A 24,258-nucleotide genomic window follows, 5' to 3' on the forward strand; every position below is an offset into this window, starting at 1 on the left:
TATATCAGCGTTTATCATGGTGGGGAGGACATAAAAAAAGCGTAGATTAGTCTACGCTTTCATTAAAAACACTGATTTTTAATTTGAATTAGATAAATAACAGGATAATTAATCCTAGTAACCAGAAAAAAGAACAAATAATTAAGTAACGCCACAAACTTATCAGAGTCTTTTTCAACGAAATATTTTTGTCATGGACGGTAGTATAGACGCTAAAGCCAATGACAAAAAGAAAAAAATACAAAAAGCCGTATGGAAGATATGTTGGCCACTCCTTGACGTTCGTGATCATTTCAATCGTGGCTAGAAAAAATAACGGCAGGATATCATATCCCTTAAGCACCGTACGTCCAGTGAATTGCATGATGATTCCAGCCAGGATTATTCCCACAAGCGGAATTAGCAGAATTAAAAATAGGTTCATCAACAATACCTCCCTGGTAAGAATTTTACGCTATCCGCCGAAAAAAAACAGTACAAATCGCTTTCAAATTGCAATTACTTCGACTTTAGGATAAAATCTTTATGAAAACGAGGTATTCATAAATGAGCAAACGAAAAAAATCAAAGATTCAAGTTCTGACTATCATCATGGCTGTCCTTATGGCAATCATCACATTGGCCGGAATTCTGATTCAACCCATCATGAGCATGTTTCAATAAAAAAAGCAGGATCAAATTACTAATGGTTTTGATCCTGTTTTTTTGTTTGATTTTAGTTAGTCAAGAATAGCTTAGGATACTTCTTAATCAGAATTCCGAACAAAACTACTGCCAAGATAATATTGGCAACCGCTGAGCCCCCGTTTACGATGAGTGACCAAACCCACGGATTAGCCCATTTGGGTGCATAAGTGCCCCAGAACCAGCCGCCCGCAATAAAGTGAGCCAAGTATTTCGCAAACGTTCCTATTGCAAAATAAACGAGCATCAAACCATAGGCGCGATTCAGCTTATCGTGCTTAATTGCCTTAACAACTTGATATGTACCGAGACCCACGAAACCAGCTAGGGCAAAGGCCACAGGATATTCAAGTATGATTTGTTGTGGTCCAAATGTGACACCGCCACCTGTCCGTATCCAATCAAGCGTACCCCAAATTCCGCCGGCGATTACAGCCGGAATTGTGCCCCTTCTGATTGCATAAATAGCTAAGGGAATCAGCCCGTATGAGAACTGAATAGAGCTCACGCCCGTTGAATTAGGAATCCATTGGAGTACCAAACAGATAGCAACAATAATTCCACCCTCAACAAGGGTCAGCAATGACTTACTAGTCGTACTTCTAGACATAAAAAAACTCCTTTCAAATGTGTTACTCAACACAAAGAAGGAGTTTTTGATTGTTCGTCAAAATTACTCCACCACAATCCCTACACTCGCATTATCGAACAGGTTTGAAGGGTCTGATTTTAATCACTCTCAGCCAATATCGGCTCCCCTTTGTGATGAGTTCATCCACATGATAGCGTTTTTTTAGGCAGCAGTCAATTAACTTTTACCTGGAAAAATGGATACTTCAAAATTAGGTGATTCCAAAATGCATACGTTAATATCGTCAGGATTAGTGAAAGTACGAGGCTGAATGGTAACCCGCTTGTAATAAAATCTAGTAAACCTACTTGTCCTAGGCCAAAGAAATTGTACAGGATAAATTGGTATACTTGCCAGCAAAAGGTTACCAATAGAATCACGATTAGTCTGGCTGTGAACGTGAACGGTACCGCTTTTGAAATATATTGGACCGCCAGGATTGTTAGTGGCAAGAGAAATAAGCTATATCCTAAAAAGCCGTAGTAGAACCAATCACTCACCAGGCCAAAACACAGGCCGAGATAGATAATCTTCTTGTTCTGGTCGTCATCTAAAGCTAGCAAGACAAATCCAATCATGGTGAGATTTAAGCTGGCATTTACATGCGTATTGTGGACTATCTGCTGGAAATTCAAACTAAAAGTACCATCGAGTAACAGCGCTAGCAGAAGGTAGAGTGGGACAACCCAATTCTTCCAGCGAAAATTAAGCATCAATCACCACTCACCTTTCGTTCTACAACCGAAACGACTGAGAAATTATTCAGATCGGTCGCTGGCTTAATTTGAATCACATCCGTCAGACCAAATGAATCTCTCGTTGTCTTCTTGACGGTTCCGACGAGGAGGCCCTTTGGTGAGCGACCAGCTAGTCCACTAGTATAAACCTTGGTTCCCTTTTTGATTAACTTGCTATTTGCCACCTGAGATAGCAACAAATTCCCGCTTTTCGTATCAAAGCCTGTAATAATTCCGTGAGCATAGTCCCCCTCACTGTCTTTAAGCTCGACTGCAAAGCGGCTCGCAGACTTGTTAGTCGTCGTAATCAATTCAACTTTTGCATTGGTATCGTTGACCTCAATCACACGACCTACCAAACCCGCACCCGACATGACGGCCATATTCTTCTTCAGGCCACTATTTAAGCCTTGATCAATCACCACGATATCAGACCAGCTACCTGGTGCGCGAGAGGTGACTGACCCAAGAATCAGGGTATAATCTGTCAGGCTGGCTTTCAGATCCAACGTAGCCTTCAATTCCTTATTTTCTTTCTCAAGATTACTATTACGCACTTTCGTTTGCGCTAAGTCATCGATCTTCTGTTGTAGATAGTTATTTTCCTGATAGGTTTCAAGCAGGTCGTGCATGCTTTCTATTCCCTGGTTAAGCTTTTCAAATGGCCAGTTAACGACTTTAGCGGCAATACCAATTGTATTGTTACTAAAACGCTGGCCAAAGAAAGGCGTCTCCCTACTAGAACGCAAAGAAACAGAGCCTGCTAAAATAATCAAAGCGAGAATAAAGGTTGACAAAATAATTAATAATCTTCTATTTTTTAGAAACTTTTTCATAAGGTTTATTATTCCTCACCAAAAAACCGGCGTGAGCCGGCTTTTTTAATGTCTTTTACGAATAACGTCAATATTTTTCAAAGACTCGCCCGTTCCAATTGCAACACAATCAAGCGGATCTTGTGCGATGAAGACTGGAACCTTCGTTGCATCAGAGATAACCTCTGGTAGGTGTTTCAAAAGCGCCCCACCACCTGTGAGCACGATACCGTGGTCGATCACATCGGCAGCAATCTCTGGCGAGGTCTCTTCAAGCGTTTCCTTGATGGCAACAATAATATCCTCTACAACCTCATGAATCGACTTTGCAACATCAACGGCTGCAACGTCGATTGACTTAGGTAATCCTGTCAGAAGGTCACGACCGCGGATATTCATGCTCTCAATTTCATCAGCCTGTTCTACTGATGCAGAACCAATCTGAATCTTAATTGCCTCAGCTGTTCTCTCACCAACAAGGAGGTTGAAGTTCTGCCTGATGTAAGTGATGATTGCCTCGTTGAATTTGTCACCAGCCATTCTGGTAGAGCGCGATGAAACGATGCCGCCAAGCGAAATAGTAGCAACATCTGTGGTACCACCACCGATATCAACAACCATGGAGCCAGTTGGCTCCATTACCGGTAGCCCGGCACCAATCGCTGCCGCAAAAGGCTCTTCAATTACGTACGCCTCACGCGCACCAGCAACCCGAGTTGCATCAATAACTGCCCGCTTCTCTACCTCAGTTACACCACTTGGCACACAAACCATCACAAAAGGCTTACTGTTACCAATCGTCTTCTCCATGAAGTATTTCATCATGGCAGCAGTTGTGTCGTAATCAGCGATAACGCCGTCCTTCATTGGACGGATTGCCCGAATACTTCCTGGCGTTCTACCAATCATTTCCTTTGCCTCAGAACCGACAGCAATCACCTCTCCCGATTGCGTATTCTTAGCAACGACAGATGGCTCACGCAGGACAATTCCCTTGCCCTCAATATAAACTAGTGTATTTGCGGTACCTAAGTCGATACCAATGTTTTTTGATCCTAATCCGAACACGGAAATCTCTCCTTAATTAATCAGCTTTAATGTCGCCCATCATTATATCATATATTTTAGACTCACCTGAGCGATTCTGATTATTTTAGGAATATTTAAATTAAGGCTGCTTCACGCAGACTGAGGTACGTCCCCTCACCGACGATGAAATGGTCCAGGCACTCGATGCCAATGATTGAACAGGCATCGCGTAATTTCGTCGAAAAGTCCACGTCTTCCTTTGACGGAGCAGTATCCCCACTCGGATGATTATGGGCAATAATAATGGCTGCACTATGAAACCTAATTGCTGGTTCTAGAATTTCCCTTGGATGAGCCACCGACTTATTTAGGCTTCCTTTGAAAATCACTTTCTGTGCCAGGACGCGGTTCTTCGTGTCCAAGTAAATTGCCAGTAACTGTTCCTGGCTCTCACCGTTAAACAGGTCGACCAGGTAATGACCAACCTGCACGCTTGAATAAAACTTACTCAGCGTACCGTGTTTGATCTGTTGCACACGTACTAGTAGTTGGCCCAGGAGCAACGTTAGCTCTAAGTCACATTTCTTCGAACGAACATACTCGTGTAAATCTGTGAGACTGCTGATTTTATGCTGGATAAAGAAATCACTCAATTCAGCAAAATTGTTAATCTTCAGTCCCACCAATTTCTGCTCGATGTTCAGTAGTAGCTCCCCATCGCTTTGGAGATTAATTTGATAATCCTCGATATTTTTTAACATGAATAAACCACCCTTCATATTAAAATACGAAAATTAAGGGCAAAATCATTTTACTAAATCAATAAATTCATAGAAACTTGGCATAATTCTGCTCGCGTCGATTTGATCTTGTGCGGTTGGGCGAGTGATAAATGGCACCATGATCACCTTGATACCGGCATTTTTCGCCGCCTGCACGCCTGTTGTTGAGTCCTCGAAAATCAGCAATTTTTCAGTTGGAATACCCAATCGTTCTTGGGCCAATTGATATATATCCGGGGCAGGTTTTGGATTCGGCACAGCACCATAATAAAGATAGAACTCGAAGTACTTGCTAATACCGGTCACCGTAAGAAACTTCTGCACGAAGTTCTCGTAATTACTCGAGGCCACCGCCATCTTGACACCACTACGACGGAACAACTCTAACGCCTCTTGCACACCGGGTCGTAGTTTAAGTTGGCCCTCTAGGACCCATTGCCAAACCATGTCGTCCGTCTCCTTGATGAAGGCATCGATGGCCTCCTGGCTATCAAAGTGTTCGTCGAAGAAGGCCTGAACGCCAAGTAGGGAGGAACCCGACAGCGTCTCGTAGAAATCTGCGGGTAAGTCAAGCCCAGCGTTTCGCGCAGCAATTTGATTAGCCTTCTCATATAATTCTTCGGAATTAACCAACAACCCATCCATATCGAAAATTACGCCGTTTAAATCATCAATTATGCCATCTACTCTCATCTGCTACTCTTCCTCGCCTCTTTAATTTCTCGTAAAAAATCCGTTACAAAATAAAACGAACCCGTTACAGCAATGATATCATCTGCATGACTCTTTTGCCTAAGCTTTTCATATGCGAGTCTGAAATCTGACTCAAATGGTAGCTTATCAATTGCCAACTCAGCGTAATCCGTTTTTTGGGCGGCACGAGGACTAGCAATCGTGGTGAGCGTCACATCAGCAGCAGCAATTACATCAAGGACTTCACGGACATCCTTATCCCGCATCATCGTCACCAAGAAGTGAATCTTTGTTGCATCCCCTTTGACCAAGCCCAAGAGATAGCGGTAGAAATTAGTCATCGCTTGCACGTTGTGCGCACCATCAACAATCACGAGTGGCTCGTTTAGAACAGTCTGGTATCGACCCGGCACCAAAGTCTGGTTAATACTTTCCTCAATCTCGGACGTCATCAGTTGCGCACCAATAATCCCGAAGGCCGTCACAGCAAGTGCCACATCTATCTGTTCCACGTCCGGGCGTGGCAGGAAATGAAGCGTGCTAGCAGTAGCCTGATTCGAATAGCTAAATGTGTGGTCGTGCGCATTCTCGCTGGTCGTAAAATCCTGCCCATAGACAGACAGAGGGGCAGCGTTTCGCTTTGCCGTCGCCTTAATCAGCTTCAAGACATCTGGGCTTAACTCGCCGACCACCACTGGGACATTCTGCTTAATGATGCCGCTCTTCTCCGCCGCGATGTCTAGTAGTGTTGGACCAATCAATTGCTCATGGTCCAAACCGACCGATGTAATGAGTGAAACGACTGGTGTTAAAACATTCGTTTTATCATGCTTTGCGCCGATTCCAGCCTCGATGATGGCGATATCTACGCGCTCTTTTGCAAAATAGATGAACGCTAACACCACAATAAACTCAAACTCGGTTAGCTCAAATGAATCTTCCTGGGAAACTGCTGCCACTGCGTTTTGGACTAGGTTAGTCAATTTCACTAGCTCGGCGCTTGGAATGTTTTGACTATTCAGTTGGATACGCTCGTTGAACTCGGTAATGAATGGAGACACAAAAAGCCCGGTCTTGAACCCGGATTTTTGCAGTAGATTATTTAGATAATAAGACGTCGAGCCTTTACCGTTCGTTCCCGTAATGTGAACAGTCTTGATCTGGTCCTGCGGATTACCAAAATACGCCAGCACCCGCTTAACATAGCTCAAGTCATTCTTGCGATGTAATCGTGGTAATTGGTGGATGTATTTAATGGCCTCTGCCTCATTGCTAAGTTTCTTATCCACTATTGATTGTCCTTCAAATCTGCAATTCGTGCGTCGACCGCCTCTAGCTGAGACTCATAGTCGGCACGCTTAGTCTTCTGTTCGTCAACCACTGCTGCTGGTGCCTTAGAAACGAAGCCTGCGTTACCTAGCTTCTTGTCAATCCGTGCAATCTCAGCCTTTAGCTTGGCCTGATCCCGCTGGAGCTTCTCAATTTCTTCACCTAAATCGACCAACTCCTCAAGTGGTACAAATACCTGTGCACCTTTGACCACAGCATTCTTGGCTAATTTTGGTGCTTCAATTTCAGTCGCCACCTTGAGGTTCTTTGGGTGAACGAAATTAGCTAGGTAGTCAGTATTGTGCTCGATAATTGCGGCCTCTTTATTCGAGTCAACCTGAATTAAAAGATCGATGGAATTAGACATCGGCGCGTTTGCCTCAGCTCGAATATTTCTTACCGCCTTGATCAACTCAATCAGGAAGTTCATCTCTTTCTCTGCGGCATCGTCTTGGTAGTTAGCATCAACTTCTGGATAGGCAGCAACAGTCAGGCTGCTACCCTCGTGCGGCATTGAGAGCCATAATTTCTCGGTCACGAATGGCATCGTTGGGTGAACCAGACGCAGAATTTGGTCGAGGACGTAAATTAGGTTAGCTTGTTTATTGCTTTTTGCTTCCTCATCTGTGCCGTTCAGAACAACCTTACTCATCTCAATGTACCAGTCACAGAAATCATTCCAGATGAAATTGTAGACTATCCGCCCTGACTCGCCAAATTCGAAGGAGTCACTGAGCCGAATTACGTCCGCAATTGTCTGGTTCAAGCGGCTAAAAATCCAGCGATCCGACAAATCAAATTTGGTCGTATCAGGCTTCCTAGCCGGTACAGCATCTTCTTCCAGGTTCATAATCACGAACCGGCTGGCATTCCAAATTTTATTGATGAAATTCCAGGCAGCGTCCATCTTATCATAACTGAAGCGTGTGTCCTGTCCCGGGGTTGAGCCGGTCATCAAGAACCAGCGTAATGCATCTGCACCGTACTTCTCGATGACTTCCATCGGATCGATTCCGTTTCCGAGGGATTTGCTCATCTTTCTGCCTTGTTCATCTCGAATAAGACCATGAATCACAACATCATTAAAAGGACTCTTACCGGTGAACTTCAGACTCTGGAACATCATCCGAGAGACCCAGAAGAAGATAATATCATAACCAGTCACTAGCGTATTGGTCGGGAAGTAACGCTTGAAATCGGCGTCATCAGTATCAGGCCAGTTCATTGTTGAGAATGGCCATAAGGCACTTGAAAACCAGGTATCTAGGACATCATTATCCTGCGTCCAGTTCTCAATATCCTTTGGCTCTTCTTCGCCGACATAAACCTCACCGGTTTGCTTATGATACCAGGCTGGGATTCGGTGGCCCCACCATAATTGCCGCGAGATTACCCAATCGTGGACGTTCTCCATCCACTGTTCATATGTATGTTCGAACCGATTTGGGATGAAGTTAACCTTATCGTCGGTTTTTTGGTGGGCTAATGAAGCCTCAGCTAATGGTTTCATCTTCACGAACCATTGCGTGGACAACCGTGGCTCAACCTGTACACCGGAGCGCTCAGAGTGACCAACACTATGCACGATTGGATCCGTCCGCAACAGGTAGCCCTCATCGTCCAGTTTCTGCACAATTGCTTTTCTGGCAGCAAATCTGTCCATCCCGTTGAATTCGCCGGCATTCTCATTCATCGTACCGTCATCGTTCATCACGTTGATGCGGGCCAAGTTATGCCGATTTCCAACCAAGAAGTCATTGGGGTCGTGTGCCGGCGTGATTTTAACTAAACCAGTACCAAACTCCATGTCAACGTGTTGGTCAGCAATGATTGGAATCTTCCTATCGGTGAGCGGTAACAGAACTTCCTTGCCTACGAGTGCCTTGTAGCGTTCATCATCCGGATTTACAGCAACCGCAGTATCACCAAACATCGTTTCCGGCCTGGTGGTGGCAATCTCAATGCTGCCACTACCGTCTACAAACGGATAATTGACGTGATAGAAGGCTCCTTGGTCATCCTGGTGAATAACCTCGATATCGGACAACGCTGTCTGAAGTTGTGGATCCCAGTTGATGATGTATTCACCGCGATAGATCAATCCTTCGTTATAGAGTTGGACGAAAACCTTCCGCACGGCCTTTGAAAGTCCATCATCAAGTGTGAAACGCTCCCGCTCGTAGTCAAGTGACAATCCGAGCTTAGCCCATTGTGATTTAATGAATGCGGCATACTCGTCCTTCCACGCCCAGACCTGTTCCACAAATTTTTTGCGGCCCATCTCGTGCCTATTCTTACCCTCGGCCCGCATTTTTGCCTCAACTTTAGCTTGTGTCGCAATTCCGGCATGGTCCATTCCTGGAAGATACAGGGTGTCGTAACCCTGCATCCGTTTCATCCTAATTAATGTATCCTGAATAGTCGTATCCCACGCATGACCCAAGTGCAGCTTTCCTGTCACATTCGGCGGTGGAATAACGATTGAGTATGGTTTGGCTTTCTTATCGCCCGATGGCTTGAAAACACCCTCTTCAAGCCACTGCTCATACCGACCGGCCTCAACTTCAGTCGGATTGTATTTCGGTGCTAAATCTGTCATGGTTCATCCTCCAATAAAAAAAGTCCTAGACAAATGTCTAGGACGAATTAACCGCGGTACCACCTAAATTAAGCTCACCCATTGCCGTAATTAATCTCAATAGGCGGCTTCACTTAAATCGATAACGGTGTCCCGGGTTTACTTACTAAACTCAGTAAACCAGCTCCCAAGCTACTGCGTTCGGTGATGAAACTTCTCAGCTACGTTTCTCTCTGTTGGTGCCGAACTTCTCTTGTTCAAAGCTTATAGTGAAATTCTACTCGAAATAGTGCGCAATGTAAAATTTTTCTGTTCGATTAGAGCAGACTTGTGGCAAAATCTTCTTCATCATTGAGGAACTGTTGCTCTGGGTAAACTGGGGTAATCTCAATGCCCGAGAGTGCCCGCTCGATGAGACCAGTGACATCAAGCATCTGCTCATAGTGTCGCGCTTTATCTAGGTTTGGTCTCGTCTTTGGACGCGGTGGAGCGAAGATTGTACAACAATCCTCAAACGGCATCACCGAAAGATCAAATGTGTCAATCTCCTCCGCAATTTTGATAATCTCTGTTTTGTCCATCGTTGCTACCGGCCGCAGGATGGGCGTGTTGGTCACGTCATTAATTGCGGCCATACTTTCAAGAGTCTGGGAGGCCACCTGCCCGATCGCCTCGCCGTTAAAAATGGCGAGTGCCTCTCTTTGATCACGAATAATATCCGTGAGCCGCAGCATGAAGCGGCGTTGAATCGTCATCAAGTAGCCTTCAGGTACATTTGCCTTAATGGTCTCTTGAATCTCAGCAAAAGGCACGGCGATGAAGTTAATCTTACCGCTGTAGTTAGCGAGCTTCCCCGTCAGCTCCTGAGCCTTTGCCAGCGCCTTTTTGGTTGTGTAGGGTGGGCTGAAGAAGTGCACCATTTCAATCTCCACGCCACGTTTCATAGCCAAGTAGCTGGCTACCGGTGAGTCAATTCCCCCGGAGAGCATCATCACGCCCTTGCCGGCGGTGCCCACTGGTAAACCACCAGCACCGTGAATCAATTGATTGGACAGATAAATTGCATCGTGGCGCACCTCAATCCTCAAGACGAGGTCGGCGTTTCGCATCTGAACTTTCATTTCAGGCATCTGTTCGCTCAAGTAGTCACCAATGAGGAGGTTCATCTGATTCGTGTCATACTCATATCCATGATCCGACCGTCTCGTGTTCACCTTATAGGTCATTCCCGGTTCATATGTTGCCTGCATCAGTTCTAGGGCCGTCTGCTTCACCAACTCAATATCGCGTTCAATCCTAATTGCGGGTGAATATGTCTGAATGCCAAACACTTTACCAAGAATATGATCGATTTCGTCAAAAGGTGCACCATTTAGAATAATGTGCATCCGATCACGCTTTGGTTGAATGTTAATTGTATCTTTGTAAGCGCGCAGGGCCTTCGTGACGTTGCCGTTTAGCCGGCCGATAAAATCTTTGCGATTCTTACCCTTAGTCGAAAGCTCGCCGTAGCGCACCATAATCTCTGTGTATTCCACTTAATTAACTCCTACTTTAGTCTGTATTATTTAGCCTCGTTACCGTGATGATTAATCGCATAAAAATGCTGGTAGATTGGTTCAAATGTGGCGATAAACTCATCAGCTTCAGCCATGGTATTGTTCTCGTCGAAACTGAGTCTCACGGCACTAGTGGCCACTTTCTCTGGTACCTGCATCGCCTTCAGTGTGCTTGACTCAATTCCTTTTTTACTTGAGCAAGCACTCGTGGTTGAGAAGTAAATCCCCTTACTTTCAAGCGTATGCACGACAGTCTCTCCCCGAATCCCTACAAGCGAGAAACATAACACATGTGGTGAGAAATCATCAGTCAGTGGGGAGAATATTTGGATTCCTGGCTTATCTTTCAGGTAATCATAAATCTTTCCCTTAATGGCTAGCTGGTGCTCTGCCTTCTCAGGTTCGTCAGTCAGTAGTAATCGGAGGGCTTTTGCCATCGCCGCAATCGCCGGTGTATTCTCCGTGCCTGATCGCAGGTCACGCTCTTGCCCCCCACCAGTCATGAGCGGCGCAATTTGGCGCCGTTCTTTCTTGTAGAGGATACCAATCCCGCGTGGTCCATGAAACTTATGCCCGGAGAAACTCATCAAGTCAATCCTTCGATGATAGATTTTCTGCCAAAGATTCTTCCCTAGTCCCTGAACTGCATCAACATGAAAATGCACGGTAGGATAATCTTCCAATAAGTCACCAATCTCCTGGATGGGCTGAATTGCCCCAATCTCATTGTTGACCGCCATAATCGAGACCAGAATGGTATCTTTTCTGATTGCTTGCCTCAGGTCTGCCACACTAACCCGCCCAGAAGCATCAACCGGAAGAATTGTGACTTCAAAGCCCAATTGTTCCAGTTGGAGCACCGAGTTCATTACCGCTGGGTGTTCGACACTACTGGTGATGATGTGCCGCCCAAATTCCCGTTTAGCAAGTGCCGTACCCTTAATTGCCCAATTATCACTTTCCGTACCACCGCTGGTGAAGAAAATCTCATGTGGCTTAAATCCTAACAGACTGGCTACTTGTTTGCGGGCAGTTTCCAGCATTTGGAACGCCTGATCACCGAGCTCGTGTAAGCTAGATGGATTGCCCCAAATATCTTGTGCCACCTTCTGGTAGGTCTCTAGTGCACTAGGATCAATCTTTGTTGTCGCACTATTATCAAAGTAAATCATTCTCAACTCTCCCAACAAAAAAACGACCTACTGGTCGTATTATAACTTGTGAAAGTATAGCCCAAAAACTTGCTTTCAGCAATTTTTTTTACTTATCATTCTGCGCATAATAATCGTGCTCAATCCGGTTGAACGCTCCTGGCTCGACTTCCTCAAGCGCAGTGGCAATGGTATCAAGCGCCCGCTTATACGTATACTCTTGTTGATACTGGCGCATTGCCTCGGCTATTGCCTCCTTAATTCTACCGTCACCGATGTACTTGTTCGCATATTGAACGGTCAACTCCACCAAATTTGCCGAACTCGTAATCTCGGCAGTCTCACTATTTAAGCGGTTAACATCTTCTTGAATCAGAATTAACTTGTTGGAGATTGACTCAAGATTAATGCGCACCCGTTCTAACTCGGTGTTTAGTTCACCAATTTCGTTCACAACCACCTGGTAGAAATCAATAAAATTCGTCGGTAAACCCGGTAATGCCTGCCTGTCAATCTTTCGCTTAATCAGACTGACTTCTTGGGCGAAATTATCGAGTGAGCCTTTAGCGATTCGCTCGGCTTCATACAGCCCATCCACGTCGGTCGAGATTTCCTGCTGTCTTTTCTGAATTGCAATTAAACGTTTCGTAATGCGTTCGTAATCAACCTGCACGTTTGAGAAGACCGCCTTACCTGCAGCTACTCTTTCTTGGTCGGTCGTAAAGTCAGCGGACATCTGCTTAACCTCGTCTGCCAACTGATTAGCCTCCGGGAGTTCTCCATGCGTTAACTGGTAGCTCTGATCTATGTGATCAAGTTTCTTAATTAGCTTAGTACTCTCGAGCTCTGATTGGCTGAATTGCTTAACAAGGAGGTCAGTCTCTTTATCAACCACCTTCCTCGCTTTAATCTCGCGTTCAAGTCGTTCATATAAACCATCTATTTGATTAGAAACCAGTTCATTGCTCTCCTGCAACTCACCAACATCAAGGTTAGTTTGGAGGTTACGTGCTTTTTGCAAATCCTCCTGCAGCCGCTTAATCTCCTCCAAAATGTCCGTTCCAGGGAAGTTATACTTATCTGCCAGCATGTCCTTATAGGCAGTAGTTATTTCCTTTAATTGAGCCGGGAATTCGTCGCTTAATTCTTGTTCTGCACGTTCAAGGACCGGCAAAATATCGTCTAGCGTTGTTAAAGACGCATTGAGCCTTGTCAGTACACGCTTAGCCTCAACATGATCTCCCTGACTGCTTAGGTTCTTGACGGTGTCGAAATCAGTCTCCATCTCGGTCAATTTATCTTCTAACTGATCAAGCGCCACGCCGTACTTAAAAGAGTTAGAAAGAACGGCTTTTCTCATGGTCTGATACCTATTTAACAGGGTATTCAATTGCGTTTCGTTCTCCCGGTTACTCTGCAATAACTGCTCAAACACGGCTGCTGTATTGACCAAATCATCCTTTGATTCCGTCAGCTCTTTATTTACACTATTGACTAATCTTCGTGTTGAGAAAATGCTATAATGACCGTTATCGGCTTCCGCATCAGTAAGTTGCTGCGTTAATTCCGGTAGTTTAGTCTTCTTAACTTTCTCAAAAACTAGCCGCCAGGTCGTGAATGTAGACAGACTTTCACCCGAGAGTGACATTGCATTGAGCCGCGTAATTTGGTCCTCGATCGGCGCAAAATTCAGTTCTAGTAATTCACTCTGTAACTGCTCTATTTTGCGTCTTAAGCGACTATTGTATACTACAACTCCGATCAAGACGATGAGTATTAACAGCACTAAGCTGATGATGATAATTGTTTGTGGTAACGACATCTAGTTTGTCCCCCAATGTTTAACTATTCCTTATTATAGCAAATAATCTCGTAATTCCTTACTGAATTCCAAATTTTGTCCAATAAAAATTATGTGTTGCAACAGAACTTTAACTTGCATCTGGCACACTTTGTCGTATAATAGAACGAGTGTAAAATATTTGCAGCGAAGAGTGACAAGAACGTCAACATCTAAAGGCGGTTTTAGTTCGATAAGTAACCCGCGGCTGTACGAGGTGAAAACACAACTTTAGATGCACGAATGTTGAACTCTGTGTGATATTTTACTCCAAAACAAAATGGAGGATATACATATATGTCTAGATATACTGGTCCAAGTTGGAAACGTTCAAGACGTTTAGGCTTGTCACTTTCAGGCACTGGTAAGGAACTTGCTCGTCGTGCATATGCACCTGGCGATCACGGTCCAAATAGCCGGAGCAAAAATTCAGAATACGGTTTACAATTACGCGAGAAACAAAAGCTTCGTTGGATGTACGGAATGACTGAACGTCAATTCGTGAACCTCTTTATCAAAGCTGGTAAGATTCGCCACGGTAAGCATGGTAACAACTTCATGGTCTTGCTTGAACAAAGACTTGATAACGTTGTTTATCGTTTAGGTCTTGCAACTACTCGTGAACAAGCTCGTCAGCTTGTAAATCACGGTCACATCACCGTTGATGGCAAGCGCGTCGACATTCCTTCATATGAAGTGAAGGTTGGCCAGGAAATTGGCGTGCGTGAACGCTCACGTAACTTAGCACAAATCAAAGATGCACTTGAAGCAACTGCTTCACGTTCATCATTCGTTACTTTTGACGATAACAAATTAACTGGTTCATTAACTCGTTTACCTGAACGTGACGAATTAGAGCCTGAAATTGATGAAGCCCTAGTTGTTGAATTCTACAACAAGAAACTTTAATCAATTCGAAAGAAACTGCAAAGTTGGCCTTCCCTCTTGGGAAGGTTTTTTTGTTTAGTTGCTTCCATGATATAATTAAATCTAAGACAACTATCAAACTTTTGCAAAAGGAGTTAGAAACCATGGGAGAAAACGTCAACGATCGCTTGGAACAAGCTATGCACGGCCAACCCGAGCTAAATATAGATGAGCACAGGCGGTACCTCGGTAGCCTGCGCGAGCGCGTCTTCGTGCGCTTAACAGTCGCCGAAATGCAGGATAAACAAACCATAGCTAGATTCATCCGGCACTTCGCCGACTTTGCCCACTACCAGATCCTGATCAATGGAAAGCAGCAGCAATCAACCCTCCTAAACCAAGTCATCATGACTGCCAGCAAGAAAGACACCAAATTTCGCCTAGTTAGTGATGACACCGCGAGAACTGAGCCGGAGGCCACTGGATTACTTGTTGTAGCACCAACGGCCATCAACGAAGAACAGATTGATTTTGCCGCCAAATACCCAGCACAATAAGCACGTAACGAACCACATAACTTTGATGAATTAGAGGCAAAAAATGCAACCTTTAGCATACAGAATGCGCCCAACTAACCTGGACGAAGTCGTCGGTCAAACGCACCTGGTGGGACCGGGAAAGATTATTCGGCGCATGGTCGAGGCCAAGCTCCTCTCATCGATGATCCTGTACGGACCACCCGGAATTGGCAAGACTAGCATTGCAAGCGCAATTGCCGGCTCGACTAAATACGCGTTTAGAAAATTAAATGCCGCTACCGACTCGAAACAAGATTTAAAAATTGTGGCCGAGGAAGGCAAGATGAGTGGTACCGTAATTCTCTTACTGGATGAGATTCACCGCTTAGATAAAACTAAGCAGGACTTTCTCCTCCCTCTGCTTGAATCAGGCCAGATTATTCTCATCGGTGCCACGACAGAAAATCCGTACATCAGTACTAGCCCGGCAATTCGGTCTAGAACCCAGATTTTTGAATTGAGGCCACTCGAATTCGCCGACATTAAGATTGCGGTGGACCGCGCTCTAACAGACGTTGATCACGGCTTGGGTAAATATCACGTTGAGTTAACGAAGGATGCCGAGCAACTGCTAATTGAGAATGCTAACGGCGACGTTCGAGCAACGCTCAACGCACTGGAATTGGCCGTGATGTCTACCCGCATTGAGAAAGCGCCCGCTGAAGACGAGCCTCTACTACTTGAGCAGTCAGACATTGCTAACTCTATCCAGAAGAAAATTCAACATTTCGATGCCTCGGGTGACGGGCACTACGACCTCATCTCCGCTTTTCAGAAGTCAATTCGGGGTTCGGATGTCGATGCCGCGCTTCACTACCTGGCGCGGTTAATCGAATCCGGTGACCTGGTGTCAATTAGCCGCCGCCTCTCAGTCATCGCCTACGAAGACATCGGACTAGCAAACCCGGCAGCCGCAAGTCACGCCATTAACGCTATCTATGCGGCAAATCAATTAGGCTTTCCTGAAGCCCGGATACCACTAGCAAATGCCGTGATCGAGCTGGCCCTATCTCCTAAAACCAACTCTGCCATGACAGCAATCGACGCTGCGCTAACGGACGTGCGTAGTAAGGATGTCGGCTCAATACCGGATTCTCTGAAGGATGCGCACTATTCCGGCGCAAAGAAACTTAACCACGGTGTCTCGTATCAATACGCACACAACTACCCGAACGATTGGGTTGCCCAACAATATCTACCGGATAAGCTGCTAAATGCTAGTTACTTTACTCCTAAAGGCAATAGTAAATATGAGATTGCCCTAAGAGAGCAGTATAAGAAGCTCCGTCAGATGCAACAAGCCGGTCTCAAGCAACATAAGCAGGCAAAAAATGATTGACTATTGTATACCTTTCATTAACCAATTGGTAGCGTTCTCTAATCAAGAATTGCACCAACCTTTTTTGTTTACAACTCACCATTTATTGTTATAATTAATGTATAGTCTGAGTTGATTGAGAAGCCGAAGTACAGTTGACCGATCGAATATATCGACGTGAGAGTTAGTTAGAACTATTAAATCGGAATACTAGCTGGTCTAGGATCCATATTTGTAGGGAAACGGCTCATTTTTAGAACTTGCGGGTTCAACTACGTCAATGGTGCCATCGTCAATTCGGATTACTATAGTAAACTAAGGAGCAGCGCAAGCTGCTTTTTTCTTTGTAAAACCTAACGATTGGAATTTATCATGTTATTAAAAGCTGTTATCCTAATCTATATCGCATTTCTGGCCTTCTTAGCCGTTTACCTCCTCACCCGACTACACAAGCAGTTTATCATCTTTAACGTCGATGCAAATCAATCTTTACAAAAACTGCTGACAGTTGTCGCAATTGCACTATTAGCCGTCGCAGTCGGCGGCATTTTCATCGTCTTTCTCCTGCCTAAACAATACAATTTCATCACCCTATTTGCCTCGGTCATAGTCATCTTTTTCTTTACTCTCAGGCTAACCAAATATTTAAATAAGTAAATATTACCCTTCCTACTCGTTTATTTGTTAAAATAGAGTAAAGAGAGGTGAATTATATGTTAAAACAATACCAACATATTCAAATTGCCGTAGATGGCTCGAAGGAAGCAGATATGGCTTTCGACAAGGCTGTCGCCGTCGCTAAAAGAAATGACGCCACACTCGAGATTCTCCATGTGATTGATACACGCGCTTTTCAAAATGTCTCGAGCTTTGATTCAGCCATGGTGGAACAAGTGAGTCAGGATGCGAAGACTAAGATGGAGGAATACTACCATAAAGCTCTAGATGCCGGCGTTAAAGAGGCTCATTTTCAGATTGAATTTGGCTCACCGAAATCAATTATTGCCCATGACTACCCGAAGAAACACAACATCGACTTGATTATGGTCGGTGCAACCGGCTTAAACGCAGTTGAGCGCCTATTAATTGGTAGTGTGACCGAATACGTCACCCGCACTGCTGAGACAGACGTACTTGTGGTGCGTCAGCCACTGAAAGAGGACTAATCAGAATATATTCATCGTTACAAAAAAAGACGAGCAAATTTTGCTCGTCTTTTTGTATGTAGTTAAAACTTAACGTAGGTCGTTCTCGATGAAATTTCTAATCTCCTCCGGGAGATCGTCCAACAATAGAAGTGAGTTGAACAGCCTTAACTGGTTATAGAATGCATTCCAGAATTCGAAATCATTTGGAATATTTACCCGGTGGTAGTTTTCATTCCAGTATTCAAAGACCGTCAGTACGTAATCGACATAAACCTGGTCACGGCCCGTCAAGACGGTAATTGCACCAGCTAAACGCTGATCCTCGCCATAACTGAGTGCATAATTGTTTCTAAAGTAGGCAAAGAAGATTGCGTTAAAGAAGAACATCTTCGGTGCACGCGGTAAGTCGGTGAAGTTAAACGCCTCAAATAGATTAGCCATATGTAGTAACGCATGGGCCCAACCAAAATCTGGCACGAATCCTCGCCCGTCTCGTTCTAACAAGAGATAGGTTACAGCCTGCGTCAGAATCTCATAATAGTCGGTCTGCTTGAGTGCATGGTAGTACTTTTGGTCCTCAACCACTAAAGCAGACAACATCAGCCAGCTAAACGAGCGCGTATAAATACCATCGTTTTCCGGCTCCAAGATATGCCAGAAAATTTTGTCGTCAGCGAGAAGCGTCTGAATAATGAAATTAACCTGTTCCTTAGTGATAATGTGCCGCTGCACAGCCTGAAAGAAATGAAAAAATAGTTGCTGATCCCGAATATACGGATCACGATTGCCATTAAAACGCAGCAGAAAGGCCCAATCATCATTCGTCAGAACGGTCGTGTCTTCGTCGATCGACTGCAACAGGCTATCAAACCGCTTTTTGGCTGCACCCTGCACGCGGGGCAGCCGGACGCTACTACTCTCCTCTGCGAACTCAACTGAATTCTGTAAAGCAAAAAAACGATCCAGCAGATCGTTATAGTAGTTACCTTGATTAAATTCCTCAAATAAATGTACAACTTGTGTTCGTAAATCTTCTATTTGTTCTTCCAAAAAATCACCTATTTGATTAAAAAGAGCCAGTTCTTGGCATGATCAGCTAAATCGAGGTAATCGGGATTGTCCTCGACTTCCTCGTTACGTGCAACAATTTGACCGCTAAGTGGTGAATCAATGTCTAGCACCGTCTTCTCCGCTTCGACGTCAAATAGGTGCTTTCCCTGCTCCACCTTTGTGTCGGTCTCTGGCAGGCTGACAAACTTCACCTTACCTAGTACCTGGCGGCCGGCATCGTTAAGTCCAATTCTCGTGCCCTCCGCTGTTTCTTCCTGCCAAAAAAAATCTGTTGTGTCCATTATCAAAACGCTCCTGTTCCACTAAAAATATAACTCTTATGATGATACCTCATTGAGAGAATCATGCCAATACCAATCATGTTTCCCAGTAATGCCGACCCTCCCTGTGAAACGAACGGTAACGGTATCCCCGTTAGCGGTAACAGGTCGATACTCATTCCGATATTCTCAAACACATGGAAGAGAATCATCATGATGATTCCTGTCGAGATGTACGAGTAGAAATCGTTTTTCGTATCAAAGGTCACTTTCACCATCTGAAATATCAGGTAGAAGTACAACAGAATCAACAGGCATGCGCCGATAAAGCCGAAATTTTCGCCAATCACAGAGAAAATCATATCTGATGTCCGTACCGGTACATAAACGACGGTATTGTTGAAGCCCTTACCAAAAAGTTGACCGGACCCGATGGCCTTCATGCTCTGCCATAGTTGGTAGGCACCACTAGATGTGTCACCTGCTGGATTAAGCCATGAATTAATCCGCTCGAACTGGTAGGCACGGAAGTTGAGACTCCGGAGGATATTCTGACCAAATTGCGTGGTCACAAGTGCAATAGCCGTACCCCCTAGCAGAATCACACCGCCATATAGTGGCGCAATGATCCGCCAGGTGATCCCGGAAACGAGCAGAACACCAGCAGTAATCGCGAAGAACACGAGCATCGTACCGAAATCATTCTGGAGTTTCAACAAGACCGCGATTGGGGCTAACCAAAGGATCATCTTCAAAACGAGGAGCCAATCGGTTCTAGTGGTATGTTCCGCGTACTCGCGGTTATGCTGATATACAACCCGACTTAGCATCAGGATGAACGCCGGCTTCATCACCTCGGAAGGTTGAAACGTGAGCGGTCCCAGTTGGAACCAGCTTTTGGCACCTGTCTCCGCAAAGACGGCCGGATTATAAAGAAATAACACAGCAATCAGTAAGACAATGCCAATACCGTAGGCCAGTGGCGCAATCTTGAACAACTGATCGGAGTCAAATTGCATCACGATGATGACCATGATGGCGCTCATGATATACCAGATTGCCTGAACAAGTACGGTTCGTTTCGGACTACCCATACTGGGATCGTTCATGGCAGCAACCCAAATTGTGTACATACTTGTGATTGCCAGCAGAATAATCGAGCCAATGATTCCAAAGTCGAGCCGATCAATAATACTTGATTTATTTTCTACTTTTGCCATAGACTACCTTGCTTAACGCTTATTTTCGTGTAAATTGTAGTAGCTAATCAAATCGTTGATGGCGGCTTCTAACGTCTTAGAAACAATCATCTGTTGATTAGACTGCATTGTTGTGTGGAAATTCTTCTCTTTTTGTTCGATGATGCCAAGCATCCGCACATTTGGAATGACAACTTCCCAACTCGGAACTTTTTTATTTGTTAGTTCATTTACTTCGATATTAATATTTTTGATTCCCTTAGACATTGTTCTTCCCTATTTCTCTTTTTTGCCTTGAATATATCTTGCAACGATTTCGTCTGTATAATCTTCCGGATGGGGGTTCCTAAAAATCGTGAAATGGTCTCCCACAGGGTCGACTCCCCCACGGACGAAGGGATTACAGCGCAAAATTCGCGCAGTTCCCTGGATTAGCCCGAGGAATACTCCCCGCGCCGTAACAGCGTCAATCATATATTGTGAACAGGTTGGATAGTAGCGACAGCTCTTTGGTAGGGCTGGCGAGATAAAGCGCTGATAGCCCCGTACAAGCTTAATTAGTATTTTCTTCATCTGCTTAACTCAAAAACTCTATGACGTGGAACCACGTCGGTGGCCAAAAGATCAGAAATGGATTCTGTCCCGCAACCATAAAGCCAATGAACATCCCGATTAGGACGGTTAGCAGTGCCCAACCAATGCCGCGTAAAATCCGCCACAAATAGACGAGCACCCGCTCTTCATCAAACAACTTCATTTATTTATCCCCTGCGCTTGCGGTGGCTAGCAATATTCTCCAGTAATACCCCAGTCCCAAGTGCCACGGCATCCAACGGATTGTCGGCCGTGAGCACTGGTACCTGAAGGTGGTGGGCGATTAACTGGTCTAGGTGCTTGAGTAACGCGCCACCACCAGTGAGCATAATTCCCCGATCGATGATGTCAGCCGACAATTCTGGCGGAGTCTTTTCTAGTACTTCCTTCGCGCCAGCAACGACGGTCATCAGGCCGTCTGTTAGTGATTCCTGCACCTCTGTAGCGGTGACAGTAACCTCTTTTGGTAAGCCGTCACGAATATCCCGGCCACGGACCTGAATATTTGCATCAGGATCTGCCTCAAAGGCACTACCGATGGCCTTCTTAATTGCTTCAGCGGTTCGTTCACCAATCAGTAGATTATGGTTCTTCTTGATGTAGGCCACGATTGACTGATCCATCTTGTTACCGGCAAAAGTCAGGGAGCGACTGGTCACAATCTCCCCCATCGAGAGGACGGCGATATCTGTCGTCCCACCACCGATATCAATGACCATGTTACCCTGTGGTTTGAAGATATCTAAACCGGCGCCAATTGCCGCAACCTTAGGTTCAAATTCGAGGTAGACCTTACCACCACCAGATTTCTCGGCAGCTTGGATAATTGCCTTTTGCTCGACCGAGGTGACATTTGTGGGTGCACAAATGAGGATACTTGGCTTAGCCATGAATCCCTTAACGTTCAATTTCTCGATGAAATAGGACAGCATCGCCTCAGTCACATCGAAGTCAGCGATAACACCGTCCTTCAACGGCCGAATTGCTTTAATGTTTCCTGGCGTTCTACCAACCATCTTGTAGGCTTCCGTACCCACGGCCACCACGCTGCCGTTGTTTGTATCGATTGCGACCACAGAGGGCTCGTTTAGAACAATGCCCTTACCGGCCATGTTGATTAATACGTTTGCAGTCCCTAAATCTATTCCAATATCTCGTGCCACTATATATCCTCCAGATGTTTGTCGTTGAAATTATACCATATCTCAGTTTTTTTTTCGTGCTTCGTTTTTTTCTTAAGAAAAAAGCAATGCTAAAAGAAGAGTAGCCGGAGGCTGAGCGATTGATCCATGATTGCTATCAGTAAGTTACCAACCAGATAGCCAAGAGCCAGTGAGCTAAAAAGGATGAATAGCTGTGCCTCGAAAACGTGGTTTGGTTTAATCAAGTTTTCAATTTTGATTGCCGACAAAGCCTTGAATGACATTCCTACTGTAATCAGATAAATGAGAATGACAATCCCTGCGTGAATTCCTGCTGTTTGCATTTTTTCTCCTTAAGAAAAAAAGCGAACTAAGTGTTCGCTATTTCTTGCTACTATACACGTTGATTCGATTAATTGCACGACGAAGTGCGACCTCGGCTCTCTTTTGAGAACTCACATCGTGTTTCTTCTTCGCCTCTTCAATATGACGTACCGCGCGTTCCTTAGCAGATTCTGCCCGGTTAATATCGATATCTCGTGCTCGTTCTGCACTATCGGCGATAATCGTTGCCACATCATTGCTAAACTCGACGTAACCACCATTAACGGCTATTTCGTCGGTTTGTTCGTCATGACTGTGGATTCTCTTAACCTGGACAGAACCGATATTCAGTGGCGTAACGATGGGCTCGTGCCCCGCCATTATTCCGAGTTCACCATCAATGGCGTCAAGAACCACAATCTGACCATGATGTTCATATTGCACACCGTTTGGGGTCACAATGGATACGGTAATTAGTTTAGTTTCGTTATCCATCTACTCACCTACTTCGTCGTACTTGCTAACTCGACACCCATCTTCTTCGCTTTTTTGATTACGTCTTCGATGGGACCAACACCACGAAAGGCATCTTCTGGCAAGCTGTCAAGTTCACCATCAAGAATTCTTCTAAAACCGTTGATTGTATCCTTGATTGGCACATATGAACCAGGTACGCCAGTAAATTGCTCGGCGACACTGAAATTCTGTGATAGGAAGAACTGAATCTTACGTGCACGTTGCACGATCAATTTCTCCTCATCAGACAATTCATCCATCCCCAGAACGGAGATAATATCTTGCAGCTCACGGTATCTTTGCAATTCGTGTTGCACTTCCGTTGCTACTTCGTAATGTTCTTGACCCACAACTTCCGGATCAAGCGCACTAGATGAAGACTCTAGTGGATCAACCGCAGGATAGATACCTTGGTCAACCAGTTTACGTTCCAGGTTGGTCGTTGCATCCAAATGTGCGAAGGCCGTAGCTGGAGCCGGGTCGGTGTAGTCATCGGCAGGTACATAGATAGCCTGGATTGATGTGACTGAACCCTTCTTGGTTGAGGTAATTCTTTCTTGTAGTTGACCCATTTCAGTTGCAAGCGTTGGTTGGTAACCAACGGCTGAAGGCATCCGTCCTAGAAGGGCCGAAACCTCTGAACCAGCTTGCGTGAAACGGAAAATATTGTCGATGAACAGCAATACATCTTGGCCAGCAACGTCACGGAAGTATTCCGCAATCGTCAAACCAGTCAATGCAACACGCATCCGGGCACCAGGCGGCTCATTCATCTGACCAAAGACCATGGCAGTCTTCTCGAGCACGCCCGATTCCTTCATTTCATAGTAGAGGTCGTTACCCTCACGCGTCCGTTCACCAACACCAGTGAAGACGGAAATACCACCGTGCTCCTCTGCAATGTTGTGAATCAATTCTTGGATTAAAACGGTTTTACCAACACCGGCACCACCGAATAATCCGACTTTACCACCACGCACATATGGCGCTAGTAAATCGATAACCTTAATTCCTGTCTCGAGAATATCTTGACTAGTACTGATCTCATCGTATTTAGGTGCTTCTTTATGAATACCTTCACGGGGGAAATCAGCGGGGAATTCTGGTCCGTTGTCGATGGTCTCACCGAGAACATTGAAAACACGTCCCAGTGTTTCCTTACCAACAGGCACACTGATTGAAGAACCAGTATCCTCAACTTTCATGCCACGTTGCAATCCATCGGTTGATTCCATGGCAATCGTCCGCAGAACCCCATCACCTAATTCAAGCGCAACTTCAAGAATTATTGAGCTATCGTCTTGTTTCAGGACTTTTAAAGCATTGTTGATTTCTGGTAACTTGTTATCTAGCGGAAACGCCACATCGACAACAGGCCCAATAACTTGAACAATTTCACCTTGACTCAAATGA

At 45.0% G+C, this 24,258-nt stretch carries 28 protein-coding genes, 1 riboswitch and 1 other annotated feature; of the genes, 6 read left to right on the forward strand and 22 right to left on the reverse strand.

Going from position 1 to position 24,258, the window contains the following annotated elements; genetic code table 11:
• Positions 1-88: 88 nt before the first annotated feature.
• Positions 89-424, reverse strand: coding sequence for a DUF3397 family protein (locus FC62_RS01615; RefSeq protein WP_056946058.1), 336 nt, complete (start codon positions 422-424; stop codon positions 89-91).
• Positions 425-546: 122 nt separating this feature from the next.
• On the opposite strand from FC62_RS01615, the gene FC62_RS07915 reads away from it, so the two are divergent.
• Positions 547-663 (forward strand): DUF4044 domain-containing protein, encoded by a 117-nt coding sequence (locus tag FC62_RS07915; RefSeq protein WP_082611548.1) that lies wholly within the window; start codon positions 547-549, stop codon positions 661-663.
• 52 nt (positions 664-715) lie between these two features.
• Here the strand turns inward: FC62_RS07915 and thiT are convergent, their stop codons facing one another.
• The 11 genes from thiT to ezrA form a co-directional block, all read right to left on the reverse strand.
• Positions 716-1,294: an energy-coupled thiamine transporter ThiT gene (gene thiT, locus FC62_RS01620; protein WP_056946057.1), complete on the reverse strand. Its 579-nt coding sequence runs from the start codon at positions 1,292-1,294 to the stop codon at positions 716-718.
• 60 nt (positions 1,295-1,354) lie between these two features.
• A riboswitch (TPP riboswitch) is annotated at positions 1,355-1,454 on the reverse strand.
• Between the two features lie 34 nt (positions 1,455-1,488).
• Positions 1,489-2,031: a rod shape-determining protein MreD gene (locus FC62_RS01625; protein ID WP_156408166.1), complete on the reverse strand. Its 543-nt coding sequence runs from the start codon at positions 2,029-2,031 to the stop codon at positions 1,489-1,491.
• Positions 2,028-2,888, reverse strand: coding sequence for a rod shape-determining protein MreC (gene mreC / locus FC62_RS01630; RefSeq protein WP_056946056.1), 861 nt, complete (start codon positions 2,886-2,888; stop codon positions 2,028-2,030). Before mreC ends, FC62_RS01625 begins: the two co-directional genes overlap by 4 nt.
• Before the next feature lie 45 nt (positions 2,889-2,933).
• On the reverse strand, positions 2,934-3,935 hold the full coding sequence (locus FC62_RS01635; protein ID WP_056946055.1) for a rod shape-determining protein: 1,002 nt from the start codon (positions 3,933-3,935) through the stop codon (positions 2,934-2,936).
• 95 nt (positions 3,936-4,030) lie between these two features.
• Positions 4,031-4,657: a RadC family protein gene (gene radC / locus FC62_RS01640; RefSeq protein ID WP_056946054.1), complete on the reverse strand. Its 627-nt coding sequence runs from the start codon at positions 4,655-4,657 to the stop codon at positions 4,031-4,033.
• A 45-nt stretch (positions 4,658-4,702) separates the two neighbouring features.
• Positions 4,703-5,371 carry an HAD family hydrolase gene (locus FC62_RS01645; protein ID WP_056946053.1) on the reverse strand — a complete coding sequence of 223 codons (669 nt, stop codon included), beginning with the start codon at positions 5,369-5,371 and terminating at the stop codon, positions 4,703-4,705.
• Positions 5,368-6,660 carry a bifunctional folylpolyglutamate synthase/dihydrofolate synthase gene (locus FC62_RS01650; RefSeq protein ID WP_056946052.1) on the reverse strand — a complete coding sequence of 431 codons (1,293 nt, stop codon included), beginning with the start codon at positions 6,658-6,660 and terminating at the stop codon, positions 5,368-5,370. The genes FC62_RS01645 and FC62_RS01650 overlap by 4 nt, the downstream gene beginning before the upstream one ends.
• Positions 6,660-9,299, reverse strand: coding sequence for a valine--tRNA ligase (locus FC62_RS01655; RefSeq protein ID WP_056946051.1), 2,640 nt, complete (start codon positions 9,297-9,299; stop codon positions 6,660-6,662). Before FC62_RS01655 ends, FC62_RS01650 begins: the two co-directional genes overlap by 1 nt.
• Positions 9,300-9,334: 35 nt before the next feature.
• Positions 9,335-9,548: a binding site (T-box leader), on the reverse strand.
• A 47-nt stretch (positions 9,549-9,595) separates the two neighbouring features.
• Positions 9,596-10,816: a tRNA uracil 4-sulfurtransferase ThiI gene (gene thiI / locus FC62_RS01660; RefSeq protein ID WP_054745244.1), complete on the reverse strand. Its 1,221-nt coding sequence runs from the start codon at positions 10,814-10,816 to the stop codon at positions 9,596-9,598.
• A gap of 26 nt (positions 10,817-10,842) precedes the next feature.
• Positions 10,843-12,009, reverse strand: coding sequence for a cysteine desulfurase family protein (locus tag FC62_RS01665; RefSeq protein WP_056946050.1), 1,167 nt, complete (start codon positions 12,007-12,009; stop codon positions 10,843-10,845).
• A gap of 88 nt (positions 12,010-12,097) precedes the next feature.
• Positions 12,098-13,810, reverse strand: coding sequence for a septation ring formation regulator EzrA (gene ezrA, locus FC62_RS01670; RefSeq protein WP_056946049.1), 1,713 nt, complete (start codon positions 13,808-13,810; stop codon positions 12,098-12,100).
• Positions 13,811-14,125: 315 nt separating this feature from the next.
• Between ezrA and rpsD the strand changes: the two genes are divergently transcribed.
• The 5 genes from rpsD to FC62_RS01695 all read left to right on the forward strand — a co-directional run bounded on the left by rpsD (position 14,126) and on the right by FC62_RS01695 (position 17,757).
• The gene (rpsD, locus tag FC62_RS01675) at positions 14,126-14,737 is read left to right on the forward strand and encodes a 30S ribosomal protein S4 (RefSeq protein ID WP_054745246.1); all 612 of its coding nucleotides are present in this window, start codon (positions 14,126-14,128) and stop codon (positions 14,735-14,737) included.
• A 122-nt stretch (positions 14,738-14,859) separates the two neighbouring features.
• Positions 14,860-15,252: a YueI family protein gene (locus FC62_RS01680; protein WP_056946048.1), complete on the forward strand. Its 393-nt coding sequence runs from the start codon at positions 14,860-14,862 to the stop codon at positions 15,250-15,252.
• A 43-nt stretch (positions 15,253-15,295) separates the two neighbouring features.
• Positions 15,296-16,612, forward strand: coding sequence for a replication-associated recombination protein A (locus FC62_RS01685; protein ID WP_056946047.1), 1,317 nt, complete (start codon positions 15,296-15,298; stop codon positions 16,610-16,612).
• A gap of 351 nt (positions 16,613-16,963) precedes the next feature.
• The gene (locus FC62_RS01690) at positions 16,964-17,248 is read left to right on the forward strand and encodes a hypothetical protein (RefSeq protein ID WP_054745250.1); all 285 of its coding nucleotides are present in this window, start codon (positions 16,964-16,966) and stop codon (positions 17,246-17,248) included.
• Between the two features lie 56 nt (positions 17,249-17,304).
• Positions 17,305-17,757 carry a universal stress protein gene (locus tag FC62_RS01695; protein WP_054745252.1) on the forward strand — a complete coding sequence of 151 codons (453 nt, stop codon included), beginning with the start codon at positions 17,305-17,307 and terminating at the stop codon, positions 17,755-17,757.
• 69 nt (positions 17,758-17,826) lie between these two features.
• Here the strand turns inward: FC62_RS01695 and FC62_RS01700 are convergent, their stop codons facing one another.
• The 10 genes from FC62_RS01700 to atpD all read right to left on the reverse strand — a co-directional run bounded on the left by FC62_RS01700 (position 17,827) and on the right by atpD (position 24,254).
• Complete coding sequence (locus FC62_RS01700) at positions 17,827-18,789, reverse strand: DUF2785 domain-containing protein (protein WP_056946046.1); 963 nt, start codon at positions 18,787-18,789, stop codon at positions 17,827-17,829.
• 8 nt (positions 18,790-18,797) lie between these two features.
• Positions 18,798-19,091 (reverse strand): glycine cleavage system H family protein, encoded by a 294-nt coding sequence (locus FC62_RS01705; protein WP_054745258.1) that lies wholly within the window; start codon positions 19,089-19,091, stop codon positions 18,798-18,800.
• A 2-nt stretch (positions 19,092-19,093) separates the two neighbouring features.
• Positions 19,094-20,290 (reverse strand): FtsW/RodA/SpoVE family cell cycle protein, encoded by a 1,197-nt coding sequence (locus FC62_RS01710; RefSeq protein ID WP_056946045.1) that lies wholly within the window; start codon positions 20,288-20,290, stop codon positions 19,094-19,096.
• A 12-nt stretch (positions 20,291-20,302) separates the two neighbouring features.
• Positions 20,303-20,536, reverse strand: coding sequence for a DUF2969 domain-containing protein (locus FC62_RS01715; protein ID WP_056946044.1), 234 nt, complete (start codon positions 20,534-20,536; stop codon positions 20,303-20,305).
• Positions 20,537-20,545: 9 nt separating this feature from the next.
• Positions 20,546-20,842 carry a membrane protein insertion efficiency factor YidD gene (gene yidD, locus FC62_RS01720; RefSeq protein WP_056946043.1) on the reverse strand — a complete coding sequence of 99 codons (297 nt, stop codon included), beginning with the start codon at positions 20,840-20,842 and terminating at the stop codon, positions 20,546-20,548.
• Positions 20,843-20,846: 4 nt separating this feature from the next.
• The gene (locus FC62_RS01725; protein ID WP_054745261.1) at positions 20,847-21,026 is read right to left on the reverse strand and encodes a DNA-directed RNA polymerase subunit beta; all 180 of its coding nucleotides are present in this window, start codon (positions 21,024-21,026) and stop codon (positions 20,847-20,849) included.
• A gap of 4 nt (positions 21,027-21,030) precedes the next feature.
• On the reverse strand, positions 21,031-22,026 hold the full coding sequence (gene mreB, locus FC62_RS01730) for a rod shape-determining protein (protein ID WP_056946042.1): 996 nt from the start codon (positions 22,024-22,026) through the stop codon (positions 21,031-21,033).
• A gap of 89 nt (positions 22,027-22,115) precedes the next feature.
• A complete protein-coding gene (locus FC62_RS01735) occupies positions 22,116-22,349 on the reverse strand; it encodes a DUF1146 family protein (protein WP_054745263.1) in 234 nt (77 codons plus the stop codon).
• A gap of 37 nt (positions 22,350-22,386) precedes the next feature.
• On the reverse strand, positions 22,387-22,824 hold the full coding sequence (locus tag FC62_RS01740; RefSeq protein ID WP_056946041.1) for a F0F1 ATP synthase subunit epsilon: 438 nt from the start codon (positions 22,822-22,824) through the stop codon (positions 22,387-22,389).
• A gap of 8 nt (positions 22,825-22,832) precedes the next feature.
• Positions 22,833-24,254 (reverse strand): F0F1 ATP synthase subunit beta, encoded by a 1,422-nt coding sequence (gene atpD, locus FC62_RS01745; RefSeq protein ID WP_056946040.1) that lies wholly within the window; start codon positions 24,252-24,254, stop codon positions 22,833-22,835.
• Between the last annotated feature and the right edge of the window lie 4 nt (positions 24,255-24,258).

This window comes from Amylolactobacillus amylotrophicus DSM 20534, from assembly GCF_001434555.1.
In the GTDB taxonomy this organism is placed as follows: Bacteria; Bacillota; Bacilli; order Lactobacillales; family Lactobacillaceae; genus Amylolactobacillus; species Amylolactobacillus amylophilus.

Bases quoted from the DNA above. Each gene is read 5' to 3' on its own strand.
- FC62_RS01740 (WP_056946041.1), bottom strand. From the start codon at position 22,824: ATGGATAACGAAACTAAACTAATTACCGTATCCATTGTGACCCCAAAC.
- FC62_RS01645 (WP_056946053.1), bottom strand. From the start codon at position 5,371: ATGAGAGTAGATGGCATAATTGATGATTTAAACGGCGTAATTTTCGAT.
- FC62_RS01615 (WP_056946058.1), bottom strand. From the start codon at position 424: ATGAACCTATTTTTAATTCTGCTAATTCCGCTTGTGGGAATAATCCTG.
- FC62_RS01655 (WP_056946051.1), bottom strand. From the start codon at position 9,299: ATGACAGATTTAGCACCGAAATACAATCCGACTGAAGTTGAGGCCGGT.
- mreC (WP_056946056.1), bottom strand. From the start codon at position 2,888: ATGAAAAAGTTTCTAAAAAATAGAAGATTATTAATTATTTTGTCAACC.
- FC62_RS01715 (WP_056946044.1), bottom strand. From the start codon at position 20,536: ATGTCTAAGGGAATCAAAAATATTAATATCGAAGTAAATGAACTAACA.
- FC62_RS07915 (WP_082611548.1), top strand. From the start codon at position 547: ATGAGCAAACGAAAAAAATCAAAGATTCAAGTTCTGACTATCATCATG.
- rpsD (WP_054745246.1), top strand. From the start codon at position 14,126: ATGTCTAGATATACTGGTCCAAGTTGGAAACGTTCAAGACGTTTAGGC.
- FC62_RS01725 (WP_054745261.1), bottom strand. From the start codon at position 21,026: ATGAAGTTGTTTGATGAAGAGCGGGTGCTCGTCTATTTGTGGCGGATT.
- FC62_RS01710 (WP_056946045.1), bottom strand. From the start codon at position 20,290: ATGGCAAAAGTAGAAAATAAATCAAGTATTATTGATCGGCTCGACTTT.
- FC62_RS01705 (WP_054745258.1), bottom strand. From the start codon at position 19,091: ATGGACACAACAGATTTTTTTTGGCAGGAAGAAACAGCGGAGGGCACG.
- FC62_RS01665 (WP_056946050.1), bottom strand. From the start codon at position 12,009: ATGATTTACTTTGATAATAGTGCGACAACAAAGATTGATCCTAGTGCA.
- FC62_RS01735 (WP_054745263.1), bottom strand. From the start codon at position 22,349: ATGCAAACAGCAGGAATTCACGCAGGGATTGTCATTCTCATTTATCTG.
- thiT (WP_056946057.1), bottom strand. From the start codon at position 1,294: ATGTCTAGAAGTACGACTAGTAAGTCATTGCTGACCCTTGTTGAGGGT.
- radC (WP_056946054.1), bottom strand. From the start codon at position 4,657: ATGTTAAAAAATATCGAGGATTATCAAATTAATCTCCAAAGCGATGGG.
- FC62_RS01680 (WP_056946048.1), top strand. From the start codon at position 14,860: ATGGGAGAAAACGTCAACGATCGCTTGGAACAAGCTATGCACGGCCAA.
- FC62_RS01685 (WP_056946047.1), top strand. From the start codon at position 15,296: ATGCAACCTTTAGCATACAGAATGCGCCCAACTAACCTGGACGAAGTC.
- FC62_RS01695 (WP_054745252.1), top strand. From the start codon at position 17,305: ATGTTAAAACAATACCAACATATTCAAATTGCCGTAGATGGCTCGAAG.
- ezrA (WP_056946049.1), bottom strand. From the start codon at position 13,810: ATGTCGTTACCACAAACAATTATCATCATCAGCTTAGTGCTGTTAATA.
- FC62_RS01690 (WP_054745250.1), top strand. From the start codon at position 16,964: ATGTTATTAAAAGCTGTTATCCTAATCTATATCGCATTTCTGGCCTTC.
- yidD (WP_056946043.1), bottom strand. From the start codon at position 20,842: ATGAAGAAAATACTAATTAAGCTTGTACGGGGCTATCAGCGCTTTATC.